Annotated in this window: 11 protein-coding genes; 9 read left to right on the forward strand and 2 right to left on the reverse strand. The window is 63.2% G+C overall.

The window, feature by feature from the left end:
• The first annotated feature begins 310 nt into the window (after positions 1-310).
• The 6 genes from MFF34_RS09370 (at position 311) to MFF34_RS09395 (ending at position 6797) form a co-directional block, all read left to right on the forward strand.
• Positions 311-1552, forward strand: a complete 1242-nt coding sequence (locus MFF34_RS09370) for an SfnB family sulfur acquisition oxidoreductase (protein ID WP_238212707.1) — start codon at positions 311-313, stop codon at positions 1550-1552.
• A 134-nt stretch (positions 1553-1686) separates the two neighbouring features.
• Positions 1687-2868: an SfnB family sulfur acquisition oxidoreductase gene (locus tag MFF34_RS09375; RefSeq protein WP_238212708.1), complete on the forward strand. Its 1182-nt coding sequence runs from the start codon at positions 1687-1689 to the stop codon at positions 2866-2868.
• Positions 2868-4259 carry an LLM class flavin-dependent oxidoreductase gene (locus MFF34_RS09380; RefSeq protein WP_238212710.1) on the forward strand — a complete coding sequence of 464 codons (1392 nt, stop codon included), beginning with the start codon at positions 2868-2870 and terminating at the stop codon, positions 4257-4259. The genes MFF34_RS09375 and MFF34_RS09380 overlap by 1 nt, the downstream gene beginning before the upstream one ends.
• Positions 4252-5052: a MetQ/NlpA family ABC transporter substrate-binding protein gene (locus MFF34_RS09385; protein WP_238212711.1), complete on the forward strand. Its 801-nt coding sequence runs from the start codon at positions 4252-4254 to the stop codon at positions 5050-5052. Before MFF34_RS09380 ends, MFF34_RS09385 begins: the two co-directional genes overlap by 8 nt.
• A 1-nt stretch (position 5053) precedes the next feature.
• Positions 5054-6163, forward strand: coding sequence for a methionine ABC transporter ATP-binding protein (locus MFF34_RS09390; protein ID WP_238212712.1), 1110 nt, complete (start codon positions 5054-5056; stop codon positions 6161-6163).
• Positions 6153-6797 carry a methionine ABC transporter permease gene (locus MFF34_RS09395; RefSeq protein ID WP_008096606.1) on the forward strand — a complete coding sequence of 215 codons (645 nt, stop codon included), beginning with the start codon at positions 6153-6155 and terminating at the stop codon, positions 6795-6797. Before MFF34_RS09390 ends, MFF34_RS09395 begins: the two co-directional genes overlap by 11 nt.
• A 118-nt stretch (positions 6798-6915) precedes the next feature.
• Here MFF34_RS09395 and dibA read toward each other — a convergent pair whose 3' ends face one another.
• Positions 6916-8811 carry a phosphodiesterase DibA gene (dibA, locus tag MFF34_RS09400; protein WP_238212713.1) on the reverse strand — a complete coding sequence of 632 codons (1896 nt, stop codon included), beginning with the start codon at positions 8809-8811 and terminating at the stop codon, positions 6916-6918.
• A gap of 147 nt (positions 8812-8958) precedes the next feature.
• Between dibA and desA the strand changes: the two genes are divergently transcribed.
• From desA to MFF34_RS09415, 3 genes are all read left to right on the forward strand, one after another.
• Complete coding sequence (desA, locus tag MFF34_RS09405; RefSeq protein ID WP_027595158.1) at positions 8959-10143, forward strand: delta-9 fatty acid desaturase DesA; 1185 nt, start codon at positions 8959-8961, stop codon at positions 10141-10143.
• Positions 10144-10284: 141 nt separating this feature from the next.
• The gene (locus MFF34_RS09410; protein ID WP_027595157.1) at positions 10285-11274 is read left to right on the forward strand and encodes a sensor domain-containing diguanylate cyclase; all 990 of its coding nucleotides are present in this window, start codon (positions 10285-10287) and stop codon (positions 11272-11274) included.
• A gap of 242 nt (positions 11275-11516) precedes the next feature.
• On the forward strand, positions 11517-11972 hold the full coding sequence (locus MFF34_RS09415; RefSeq protein WP_238212714.1) for a type II toxin-antitoxin system PemK/MazF family toxin: 456 nt from the start codon (positions 11517-11519) through the stop codon (positions 11970-11972).
• Positions 11973-12145: 173 nt separating this feature from the next.
• On the opposite strand, the gene MFF34_RS09420 is transcribed toward MFF34_RS09415, so the two are convergent.
• Complete coding sequence (locus tag MFF34_RS09420; protein ID WP_238212715.1) at positions 12146-13408, reverse strand: response regulator; 1263 nt, start codon at positions 13406-13408, stop codon at positions 12146-12148.
• Positions 13409-13523 lie beyond the last annotated feature (115 nt).

Genomic DNA, 13523 nt, shown 5'->3' on the forward strand with positions numbered 1-13523 from the left:
GGACCGCCGCACCGCCGCTCCCACAGTTTGTATGCTCACCCTGTGGGAGCGGCGGTGCGGCGGTCCGACTTGCCCGCGAAGAGGCCGGCACCTGCTGCGCAAATCTCAACTTCTATATATATTCCAAAAGGTTAGTTCATAATCTTTTAATAAGCCATTAGGGTATATACACCGGACCACCGGACCAGCAAACGTCTGTCGCCATCAGCTGAAGCGACGCATCTACTTTTGTGAGGTTAGGAATGGTCAGGATCACAATCACCCCAGTGCGTATCGCCAGGGCATTGAGTGCAGCCAAGGAGCGGTACTGATGTCCAGCCAGCCAAATACCCTTTTCCACAGCGACGTCGACAGCTCGCCCCTGCTGCTGCCAGCCAAGGTGCTGCGCAACGACGCCGAGGCCCTGCAAGCCGCACGCGAACTGGCCGACGTGGCCCGTGAGCAGGCCGCACGCCGCGACCAGCAACGCAAACTGCCGTGGGCAGAGATCGAGCAGTTCACCCGCAGCGGCCTGGGCAGCATCAGCGTACCCAAGGCCTATGGCGGCCCCGATGTCTCGTTCGAAACCGTGGCGGAAGTCTTCCGCCTGATCAGTGCCGCCGACCCAGCCCTGGGGCAGATCCCGCAGAACCAGTTCGGCATGCTGCAGTTGCTGCGCCTGACCGCCACCGAGGCACAGCAGGCGGTGATCTTCCGCAGCGTGCTGGACGGCTGGCGCATCGGCAATGCCGGCCCCGAGCGCGGCACCAAAGACACCCTGACCCTGAAGGCGAAGATCACCCGCGCAGGCGACGGTTATCGCATCAGTGGTGAAAAGTTCTACTCCACGGGCGCCCTGTACGCCCACTGGGTGGCGGTCAAGGCACTGGACGACGAAGGCCGCCAGCGCCTGGCCTTCGTCCGCCGCGGCAGCCCTGGGCTGCGCATCGTCGATGACTGGTCTGGGTTCGGCCAACGCACCACCGCCAGCGGCACCGTGCTGCTCGACCAGGTGCCGGTCGATGCGGATCTGGTGATCGACAACTGGCGCCAGCGTGACACGCCGAATATCCAGGGCGCGGCTTCGCAGTTGATCCAGGCAGCCATCGACGCCGGCATCGCCGAAGCGGCCATCGATGATGCCATCAGCTTTGTGCGCGACAAATCGCGGCCCTGGATCGAGGCCAAGGTCGAGCGCGCCAGCGACGACCCGTACGTGATCGCCGACATCGGCCGCCTCAAGCTCGAGCTGCACGCTGCCGAGGCGCTGCTGCGCAAAGCGGCGCGGGTACTCGATGAGGTCAATGCCGCACCCATCGACGCTGCCTCTGCGGCCCGCGCTTCAATCGCCGTGGCCGAGGCCAAGGTGCTGACCACCGAGGTCTCCTTGCAGGCCAGCGAAAAGCTGTTCGAGCTGGCCGGCAGCCGCGCCACCCTGGCCGAGTTCAACCTCGACCGCCACTGGCGCAACGCCCGCGTGCACACCCTGCATGACCCGGTGCGCTGGAAGTACCACGCGGTGGGCGCTTACCACCTGAACGGCAGCCTGCCTGCGCGGCATTCCTGGATCTGATTTGCAGCCTTTGGGGCTGCTGCGCAGCCCATTCGCGGGGCAAGCCCGCTTCCACACCTGAGATCAGTGCAGTGTGTCTGTGGGAGCGGGCTTGCCCCGCGAATGGGCCGCACAGCGGCCCCCGGAGAAACACCATGACCACAAACATCATCACCAGCGACACCCAAGCCCTGGCCATCGCCGAAGACATCGCCCAGCAACTGCGCCGCGACAGCGCCCTGCGCGACCGCGAGCGCCGCCTGCCCCATGCCGAACTCGACCTGTTCACCCGCTCCGGCCTGTGGGCCATCAGCGTGCCCAAGGCCTTCGGCGGCGCTGGTGTGTCCAACGTCACCCTGGCCAAAGTCATCGCCCGCATCGCCCAGGCCGACGGCTCCTTGGGGCAGATCCCGCAAAACCACTTCTATGCCCTGGAAGTGCTGCGGGTAAACGGCAGCCCTGAACAACAGCAACGCCTGTACGCCGAAGTGCTGGCCGGCCGGCGCTTTGGCAATGCCTTGGCCGAACTGGGTACCAAGACCGCCAACGACCGCACCACCCGCCTGAGCCGCGATGGTGATGGGTTCCGTATCAATGGCCGCAAGTTCTATTCCACCGGTGCCCTTTACGCCCAGCGCATCCCGACCTCGGTGATCGATGACGATGGCGTACAACAATTGGCCTTCGTCCCCGCCGACAGCCAAGGCCTGCAGGTGATCGACGACTGGAGCGGCTTCGGCCAGCGCACCACCGGCAGTGGTTCGGTGGTATTCGACAACGTGTGGGTCAGCGCGCAAGACGTAGTCCCCTTCCAGAGCGCCTTCGAACGCCCGACCCCAGTCGGCCCGCTGGCACAGATTCTCCACGCTGCCATCGACACCGGCATCGCCCGCGCCGCCTACGAAGATGCCCTACACTTCGTGCGCACCCGCAGCCGCCCCTGGGTCGACTCGGGCCTGGACAAGGCCAGCGAAGACCCCTTGACCCTGAAAAGCTTCGGCCAACTGGCGATCCGCCTGCACGCCACCGAAGCCCTGCTCGAACGCGCCGGTGAATACCTCGACCGCGCCCAGCAAGACAGCAGCGTCGACAACGTCGCCGCCGCCTCCATTGCCGTGGCCGAAGCACGCGCCATCAGCACCGAGATTTCCCTCGCCGCCGGCACCACGCTGTTCGAACTGGCCGGTAGCCAGGCCACCCTCGCCGAGCACAACCTCGACCGCCACTGGCGCAACGCCCGCGTCCACACCCTGCACGACCCAGTGCGCTGGAAGTACCACGCCATCGGCAACTACTACCTGAACAACGAAAACCCGCCGCGCCGGGGGACAATCTGATGGCCAAGCAGATTCTGCTCAATGCCTTCAACATGAACTGCATCGGGCACATCAACCATGGCCTGTGGACCCACCCGCGGGACACCTCGACCCAGTACAAGACGCTTGAATACTGGACCGACCTGGCACGCCTGCTGGAACGGGGCTTGTTCGACGGCCTGTTCATCGCCGACATCGTCGGCACCTACGACATCTATGGCCAGTCGCTGGAGGTAACGCTCAAGGAGTCGATCCAGCTACCCGTCAACGACCCCCTGCTGTTGGTCTCGGCCATGGCTGCCGTCACCCGCAACCTGGGCTTCGGCCTTACCGCCAACCTCACTTACGAGGCGCCTTACTTGTTCGCCCGGCGCCTCTCCACGCTCGACCACCTCACCAATGGCCGGGTCGGCTGGAACATCGTCACCGGCTACCTCGACAGCGCGGCCCGCGCCATGGGCCTGGCGCAGCAACCCGAGCATGATCGGCGCTACGATCAGGCCGACGAGTACCTGCAGGTGCTGTACAAACTGCTCGAAGGCAGCTGGGCTGACGATGCCGTGGTCGCCGACCGCGAGCAGCGCATCTACGCCCAGCCCGACAAAGTGCGCAAAGTCAGCCACCACGGCGAGTTCTACAACGTCGAGGGCTACCACCTGTGCGAGCCCTCAGCGCAACGCACACCGGTGTTGTTCCAGGCGGGCAGTTCCCCGCGCGGCCTCGCCTTTGCCGGCAACCATGCCGAGTGCGTGTTCATCAGCGGCCAGGACAAAACCGCCACCCGCGCCCAGGTCGACAAGGTGCGGGCGGCCGCCAAGGCGGCGGGCCGCGATCCGCAGGCGGTCAAGGTGTTCATGGGCATCACGGTGATCGTCGCCCCCACTGAGCAACAGGCCCAAGCCAAGCATGCCGAATACCTGCGCCATGCCAGCCCCGAGGCCGGCGTGGCCCACTTTGCCGCCTCCACCGGCATCGACTTTGCGGCCTATGGGCTGGACGAGCCGATCGGTTTCAGCAAGGGCAACGCCATTCAATCGGCCACGCGCCAACTGCAGGAAAACGCCTGGACCCGCCGCCGCCTGCTTGATCAGCACGCCCTGGGCGGACGCTACGTGACCCTGGTCGGCAGCCCTGAACAGGTCGCCGATGCCCTGATCGCCTGGCTCGACGAAACCGGGCTGGACGGCTTCAACCTGACCCGCACCGTCACCCCAGAAAGCTTTGAGGACTTCATCGACCTGGTCATCCCGCAGCTACAACAGCGTGGCCGCTACAAGAGCGCCTACGCCGAGGGCACCCTGCGCGAGAAGTTGTTCGACACCGACCACCCGCACCTGCCCGCCAGCCATCCTGGCTCGCGCTACCGCTTTACCCCAACCCCTGCCCCGACTGGAGCCCTGCACCATGCTTGAGAAACTGTTCCGGCCCGTCGCGGCCATTGCGGTCACCCTTGGCCTGTCCGCCGGCGCCTTCGCCGCCGAGCCGTTGAAAATCGGCACGACCTCCGCCTTTGCGATTCCCCTGGAAACCGCCGTGGAAGAAGCCCACAAGCAAGGCCTGGACGTGAAGCTGATCGAGTTCAGCGACTGGATAGCCCCCAATGTCAGCCTCAACAGCGGCGACATCGACGTGAACTACTTCCAGCACATCCCGTTCCTGGAAAACGCCAAGGCCGCTGCGGGCTTCAACCTGGTGCCCTACGCGCCAGGCATCATCAACAACGTCGGCCTGTACTCGAAAAAGTACAAAAACTTCGCCGAGCTGCCCGAAGGCGCCAGCGTGGCCATCGCCAACGACCCGATCAACAGCGGCCGTGGCCTGCAGTTACTGGCCAAGGCGGGGCTGATCACGCTTAAACCTGGGGTCGGCTACAAGGCCACGGAAGACGACATCATCGCCAACCCCAAGCACCTTAAAATCCTTCAGGTCGAGGCGGTGCAACTGGTGCGCGCCTATGATGACGCCGACCTGGTCCAGGGCTACCCGGCCTACATCCGCCTGGCCAACAGCTTCGACGCCACCTCCGCGCTGCTGTTCGATGGCCTGGAAAACAAAGAGTACGTGATCCAGTTCGTCATTCGCCCGCAAAGCAAGGACGACCCGCGCCTGGCCAAGTTCGTCGATATCTACCAACACTCGCCCGCGGTGCGCGCGGCCTTGAACAAAGCCCACGGCAACCTCTACCAGGCCGGTTGGGAGGGCTGACATGAGCCAGGCCAGCGCGCTCAGGGCGCCGACACCCCAACCATTGCCGCCAACGGCCAAGGAACAGGCCCTGCGCCCAGAGGTCAACGAAGCCCACGTGCGCTTCATCGGCCTCGGCAAGACCTACCCTGGCCAGGCTCAGCCTGCCTTACAAGGCATCGACCTGAACATCCGCCATGGCGAGATCTTCGGCATCATCGGCCGCAGCGGCGCCGGCAAGTCGTCGCTGCTGCGCACCATCAACCGCCTGGAACAACCCAGCCAGGGCCGCGTGCTGATCGACCAGGTGGACATCGCGCCCTTCGACGAGGACCGCTTGGTTGCGCTGCGCCGGCGCATCGGCATGATTTTCCAGCACTTCAACCTGATGTCGGCCAAGACCGTGTGGCAGAACGTCGAGCTGCCGCTGAAAGTGGCCGGCGTGCCCAAGGCCGAGCGCCAGCGCAAGGTGCGCGCACTGCTGGAGCTGGTCGGCCTGCAGGAAAAGCACCACGTTTACCCCGCGCAGCTGTCGGGCGGGCAAAAGCAACGCGTCGGCATCGCTCGGGCGCTGGTGCACGACCCCGAGATCCTCTTGTGCGACGAGGCCACCTCGGCACTCGACCCTGAAACCACGGCCTCGATCCTTGAACTGCTGCGTGATATCAACCTGCGCCTGGGCCTGACCATCGTGCTGATCACCCATGAAATGGCGGTAATCCGCGATATCTGCCACCGCGTGGTGGTGCTGGAGCGCGGCGAAGTGGTCGAGCAAGGGGAAGTCTGGCGGGTATTCGGCACACCGCGCCATGAAGTGACGCGGACCTTGCTCGCGCCCTTGCAGGCTAAGCTGCCCGCGACTTTGCAGGCCAGCCTCAAGGCCAGCCCGCAAAGCCGCGACAGCGCCGTGGTGCTCAAGCTGACCTTGCTCGGCGAGCCAGAGCTTTCTGCCCTGTTCACCGACCTCGGCGGCCGCGTGCGCCTGCTGCAAGGTGGCGTTGAAACCATCGGTGAGCATGCCCTTGGGCAGTTGATCCTGTCGGTGCAGCATTCGCCACACGACACCCACCAATTGCTGGAGCGTGCCCGCCGTTGGGCCGAAGATGTGGAGGTACTGGGCCATGTGGTTTGATCGCCTGCTTGAAGGCTTGCTCGACACCCTGCTGATGGTCGGCGTGTCGTCGCTGATCGCGCTGTTGGTCGGTGTACCGATGGCGGTGCTGCTGGTCACCAGCGACAAGGGCGGCATCTTCGAGGCACCGCTGCTGAACCGGGTGCTGGGCGCGTTCGTCAACCTGTTCCGTTCGATCCCGTTTCTGATCCTGATGGTCGCGCTGATCCCCTTCACCCGCCTGGTGGTAGGCACCACCTATGGCGTGTGGGCGGCCGTGGTGCCGCTGACCATCGCCGCCACCCCCTTCTTTGCCCGGATTGCCGAGGTGAGCTTGCGCGAAGTGGACCACGGCCTGGTGGAAGCGGCGCAAGCCATGGGCTGCCGGCGCTGGCACATCGTCTGGCATGTGCTGCTGCCCGAAGCGCTGCCCGGCATCGTCGGGGGGTTCACCATTACCCTGGTGACCCTCATCAACTCGTCAGCCATGGCCGGGGCGATTGGCGCCGGTGGGCTGGGCGACATTGCCTATCGGTATGGGTATCAGCGCTTTGACAGCCAAATCATGCTGACCGTGATCGCCATGCTGGTGGCATTGGTGGCGTTGATTCAACTGGGTGGGGATCGGCTGGCGAAGGGGTTGAACAAGCGGTGAGTCGTTAGCGGTCCGGCGCCCCGGCAAGGCTGCTTCTATAGGGGTCGCGATTCTTGTAGGAGCGGCATTGCGTCGCGAATGGGCTGCGAAGCAGCCCCAGGATCTCACCGGCGACCCATCACCCCCAAGGTAGATCCTGCGCCGGCACCGGCCGGCCGAACCAGTAACCCTGGCCCAACTGGCACTGCTCCTGCAGCAGGAAGCTGGCCTGCTCTTGCTGCTCGATGCCCTCGGCATGCACTTGCATGCCCATGCTGCGGGCCAGGGCAATGATCACCCGCACGATCGCGATGTCGTCATCGTCATGAGGCAGGCCCGCGACAAAGCCCTGATCGATCTTCAGCTTCTGCACCGGCAAACGCTTGAGCCGCAGCAACGACGAATACCCCGTGCCAAAGTCGTCGATCGCCAAGGTCACGCCCAGTTCACGCAGGCGATGCAGCTGCTCCAGCGCCACTTCCGGGTCTTCCATCACCGCACTCTCGGTGACTTCCAGCTCCAGCATCGCCGGGGCCAGGCCGGTTTCGTGCAGCACTTCGGCCACCTGCCGATACAACGCGTGCTGGCCAAACAGACGGCTTGAGATATTCACCGCGACGAACGCCAGCTGCCGGCCTTCGCGCTGCCACTGCACCATCTGCAGGCAAGCCTGACGCAGCACCCAGGTGTCGATTTCGGCAATCAACCCGGTGCGCTCGGCGATCGGTATGAACTCGCTCGGCGGCACCAGGCCGCGCTGCGGATGCGCCCAGCGCACCAGGGTCTCGACCCCTACCCGCTCGGCCGTGGCCAAGTCATGCACCGGCTGGAAGTACACCCGCAGTTCATCCTGCTCCAAGGCACGGCGCAGCTCGCCGGCGGTTTCCACCCGGTGCTGGGCGTGCGCGGTCAGCTCTTCGGTGTACAGCGCATAGCAGGCGCGCCCGCTGCTCTTGGCCTTGAACAGTGCCGCGTCGGCATTGCGCAGCAGCTGCTCGGTGCCCAGTGCATCGCTGGGGAACAAACTGATGCCGACGCTGACACTGATGAACAGGCGATGGCCATCAAACACGAATGGCTCGCGCATACGCTCGATGATGCGTTGCGCCAGCTTGCCCGCCTGGCCGACTTGCTGGCAGTTCTCGGCCAGTACACCGAACTCGTCCCCCCCCAAGCGCGCCAGGGTCACCCCATTGCCCACCACCTCGCCCAGGCGCTCGCCCACCAGCTTGAGCAACTGATCGCCGATGGTGTGGCCAAGGCCGTCGTTGATGCTCTGGAAATGGTCCAGGTCGAGCAGCAGCAAACCGCAACCGCGTTTGTTGGCTTGCGCCGTCACCAGCGCCTGCTCGACGCGGTCGGTGAACAGCAGGCGGTTGGGCAGGCCGGTCAACGGGTCGTGATGGGCCAGGTAGGCCAGTTCCTGCTCGGTATGTTTGATCGCACTGATGTCGCTGAAAACCGCCACGTAATGGCTCAGCTCGCCAGCGTCATCGCGTATGGCGCAGATCGTCTGCCATTGCGGGTAGATCTCGCCGCTTTTGCGGCGGTTCCAGATCTCGCCACTCCATTCGCCCTTTTCGGCCAGGGTGGCAAAGATCTGCTGATAGAACGACGCCCCATGGCGGCCCGACTTGAACTTGTTCGGGCGCTGGCCAATGACCTCGTCCTGCTGGTAACCGGTGATACGCATGAAGGCGCGATTGACGTGCACGATCAGGCCTTGGCGGTCAGTCACCAGCACCCCTTCGAGGGTACTGTCGAACACCGCCGCCGCCATGCGCAGGCGCTCGCGGTCTTCGCAGCGCAGGCGCGCGCCAATGCCGATGAAATTGAGCAGCCGTGCCCGCGACACGAAAATCAGCACCGCACTGAACAAGACCCAGATCACCACATTGATCTGCCGCCCCACCGTCAGTGCCAGCGGGTCGTCAGTCATGCCATGCAGGAGCATCTCTGCCAGCACCAGCCAGAGGATCGACAGCACCACATAGAGCGCAGCCATGCGCAAGGCGTCGCGAACGGAAACAGACATGTCGGGTGGAATGGCCCATGAACGAAGAGCGCGCATTATAAAGGGTGAAACATGTCGTGACGTCCTATCTGAAAGGGTGACTGGTTTTATTTCCCTGCCAAGGGATAATCAGACCCTTCCCCTGTGTTCTCGAGGGTTTTAACACCTATGTGGTACAACGGCCTGCTCGACTTGTCGGCCTGGCAACTGGTCGGCATCACTTTGTTGATGACCCATGTGACCATCGTCAGCGTCACGGTTTACCTGCATCGCTACTCCGCGCACCGGGCCTTGGAGCTCAACGGCGCGCTCAAGCATTTCTTCCGTTTCTGGCTGTGGCTGACCACGGCGCAGAACACCCGCGAGTGGACCGCCGTCCACCGCAAGCACCACGCCAAGTGCGAAACCCCGGACGACCCGCACAGCCCGGTGCACAAGGGTTTGAGCACGGTCCTGCGCAAAGGCGCCGAGCTCTACCGCGAAGAGGCACGCAACCCCGAAACCCTGCGCATCTACGGCAAGAACTGCCCGGACGACTGGATCGAGCGCAACCTCTACTCGCGGTACAAGCTAGGCGGCATTGCCCTGCTGGCGGTGATCGACTTGCTGCTGTTCGGCACTCTTGGCATCACCATCTGGGCGGTGCAGATGATGTGGATTCCCTTCTGGGCCGCTGGCGTGGTCAATGGCCTGGGCCATGCCGTCGGCTACCGCAATTTCGAATGCCGGGACGCCGCCACCAACCTGGTGCCGTGGGGCATCGTCATCGGTGGCGAAGAGCTGCACAACAACCACCACACCTACCCCAACTCGGCCAAGCTGTCGGTAAAACGCTGGGAGTTCGACATGGGCTGGGCTTGGATACGCCTGTTCTGCTTCCTGCGCCTGGCCAAGGTGCAGCGCGTGGCGCCGATCGCCCACAGGGTCGAAGGCAAGGCCAACCTGGACATGGACACTGCCATGGCGATCCTCAACAACCGCTTCCAGATCATGGCCCAGTACCGCAAGCTGGTGATCGGCCCGCTGGTGCAGCAAGAGCTGGCCAAGGTCGACGCGTCGATGCGCCACCGTTTCCGCCGCGCCAAGCGCCTGCTGTCGCGGGAGACCAGCCTGTTGGAAGACCGCCACCACGTGCGCATCGAGACGCTGCTCGCGCATAGCCAGGCCCTCAAGGTCATTTACGAAAAACGCCTGGCCCTGCAGCAAATCTGGGCACGCACCAGCGCCAATGGCCACGACATGCTCGCGGCCATGAAGGACTGGGTGCACGAGGCCGAAGCCAGCGGCATCCATGCCCTGCACGACTTCGCCGCACAACTTAAAACCTACTCCTTGCGCCCAACCGGCGCCTGACCGCCGTTGATCGGCACGCCCTTCTGGCAGGGCGTGCCGCCTGGAACTTCCCCCCCTGCCCACCACTCCAATTCGGCACATCGCCCGCGTGGCGGGCCTGATGCTGGCCGCACGCTCACTTGTCGAGACTCGCTCGTGCACATGGCCAAGAACATTCCAACTTCCCTGCCCGGCACCCCACCTCCAGAAGCCGCCAAGACCTTGCTGGCCCTGCTGCACGCCCAAGGCGAAGTCGCCCGCCTGAGTGAACGCGAACAACTCTTCAGTTCGTTGCTGGACAGCGTCAATGCCGTGCTCTGGGCCTTTGACTGGGAAGCCCGCCAGGTGCTCTACGTCAGCCCGGCGTACGAACGTATCTTTGGCCGCCCGATCAGCCTGGTGCTGGCCGACTACAACGAGTGGCGCGACAGTATCTACCCCGACGACCTGGAGTACGCCGAGCGCAGCCTGGCCCAAGTGCTGCTCAAAGGCTCGGTGGAAGACCGCGAATACCGCATCCTCAATGCCGAAGGCCAGGTACGCTGGCTGAGTGACAAGTGCTACATCAACCAGCACCGCGAGGGCGAACAGCGGGTCATCGTTGTCGGTATCGCCGAAGACATCACCGAAAAGAAGCAACTCGAAGGCGAACTGCATCGTCTGGCCACCACCGACGTGCTGACCCAGAGCAGCAACCGCCGGCACTTCTTCGAATGTGCCCAGCAGGCCTTCGACAGCGCCCGCGAGGACGGCACGCCACTGGCCTTCCTGCTGCTGGACATCGACGATTTCAAACAGATCAATGACAGCTACGGGCACCAGGAAGGCGACCAGGTGCTGCAGCGTATCGCCGACAGCGGCAAAGCCGTGCTACGGCGAGGGGACCAGTTTGGACGTATTGGTGGCGAGGAGTTTGCGGCCGTGTTCCCAGGCTGTAATGCACAGGTGGCCGAGCAGATCGCCGAGCGTTTGCAGCGAGAGATCCAACGGCTGAGCTTCAGCCACGACGAGCACGTTTACGGGGTGACCGTGAGCCAGGGGCTGACGGCGTTGACGGATGAGGATGAGTCGCTGGACAGCCTGTTCGCCCGCGCCGATGCGGCGATGTATCGGGCCAAGCGGCAGGGGAAGAATCAGATTGTGCGGGGATAGATAGACTTACCAACTCGCTGCATTCTAATTAGAACAATTTGTGGTCAATGGGAATGTACTGTGATTTCTGTAGGGTATTTCCGAAAATGAGAATCCCGCATTCAATTTAAAATGACGTCCTACTGCTTTTTAGCGCTTCGGTGTAAGACGCGTCTCTATTCATATCGAAGCACAGCAGATCAAACACTTAACTATATGCGTGTGACATCATCCTGAACGTCGTAAAGACGTCTAGGTGAAACATGGCTATAAAATTTGAGCCGAAGGTCGGACAAGTGCTGGAGTGCAACTATGGAGACTACCAAGCCTGTAGGTCAGCCTTCGCCTCCCCTTCCCTTTATGATTATCGCTTGAAACCTGAAATGGTAAAAAACCGACTGGTAGTGGTCCTCAATGGAAAAATCGATCCAAATGCCTGCATAGTGGTGCCTCTCTCCTCGACCAGGGATGCTGGAAAGCTAAGCCGAGGGTGGCACGTTGAGCTTCCTGCTCATCTGATTGAAGAACTACCTTATTTCAAGCAGCGAACACGCTGGGCAAAATCTGACTTGGTCGCCCAAGTAAGCAGAGAGCGCTTGTTTAAACCCAGGCAAACTGGACGAGGACACCTTGACCTGATACTTACCCGTGAAGTTGTCGAACGGCTGCAACGCGCCGTAATCAAAGTAATGAACGCAGCCTCCTTACTCAAGATTTGACAACATCGGTCATCCCGATTATCTTGCCACCGTAGCCCTTAGAGGCACTTAGCGTTTTATTCCCCTTGAGGGACCTGCAAAACCCAGCCTAGGCTGGGTTTTGTCATTTCTGGCTAGGCAAGAAAGCGTGCACGAATGAAACCTGTGCACGCTTTTGCTCGGTTTTCTTAAGATCAGGTATCAGCGCCGCTCTCATCCACAGGCAGTTCTTCACGCTGCGGCTTCACCTCCGGGTTCTCGACCTTGCGCAGCCGGCCCAGCTCCGCCAAGCCGAGCTTGAGCAGCCGCGCAGTCTTGTTACTGGCAACCTGCTCCAACCCATGCTCAGCCGGCAGCCGTGACAATTGCCCGGCCAGGTTCATCGCCAGGATCTCCCGCGAATACACGCCACCGCCCAGTTGGTAGATGGCCGCGATCAATTCACGCAGTGCCAGTGGCAAGCGCCAGCGTGTGCGCAGCGCCGAACCGAATGCCGCGCCGTATTCATCGAGCGACTTGCGGACCGTGCCCTCGTCCAACTCACCGCCGGCCAGGCGCCACTCTTGCAGGCAGCGCAGCACTGCCAGGTCGCCCAGGCAATGCAACAGCCCGGCGCAGTAACAACGCCCTTCATCCAGCTCCAACATACGCGCGAGGCTGCGGCCGTACTCAGCGCAGTGCAGCGAGAGGTTCCAGAAGTGCGCCGCGTGCTGCGCCAGCAAGGGGTCGCTCAGCCGTGCGCTGCGCTTGAGGGTCATGCCCAGGATGAGGTTCATGCTCTGGGTGCTGCCAAGCTTGTTCAACGCCTGCAGCAACGTTTGCACGGGCGCGTCGCGGTGCAGGGCGGCGCTGTTGGCGGCGGCGATCAGCACCGCGGTAACCTGCGGGTCGTTGCGCACTTCCTCTTCAAGCACCTTGAGGTTCAGGCCCTGAGGGTTCAGCGCGCGCTTGATCGCCACCTGCACATCGGCCAGCAGCGGCCCGCCATCGGCCGTTGCGCGGCGCTGCTCGAGGTAACCGGTCAGGCTGGCACCCGGCTGCAAAGGCGGCACCGGGCAGGCGATTTCTTCGCCAACGGCTAGCAGGAGTTCTTCCAGGCGCTTGCGCAGGTTATCCAGGTTCAGGGGCTTGCTCAGGTAAGCGGTGGGGTGCAGGGGCAACGCTTCGCGCACGCTGGCACTGTCGCTGCGGCTGCTCATGAGAATGAACGGCAACCCCGGGCCTTTGGCGCGGACCTTGCGCAGCAGGTCGAGGCCATCGACGCCGGCCAGCTCACGCGCAGCGATGATCAGGTCGGGCTTGCTCGACAGCGCGCTCAGCGCCTGCGAGCCGTCGGCGCAGACCTGCAGACGGGCGTCGCAACGCACGCTGAGCAGCATCTCCTTGAGCATGTCACGCACCCACGGGTCGCCCTCGACAATCAGTACGCAAGGTGGGGTGGGGTCTACAGCGCTCATGGCCAACTCCTGAATATCCCTGACACGCAATCCGTCGCAGCTTCCAAGGCAAGTCCTGCGTCAACGATAGCGTCCATCGCGTTTTCTGGGCACAAAAAAAACCCGCCGAGGCGGG

The organism is Pseudomonas sp. PAGU 2196, assembly GCF_022179005.1.
GTDB lineage: Bacteria > Pseudomonadota > Gammaproteobacteria > Pseudomonadales > Pseudomonadaceae > Aquipseudomonas > Aquipseudomonas kermanshahensis.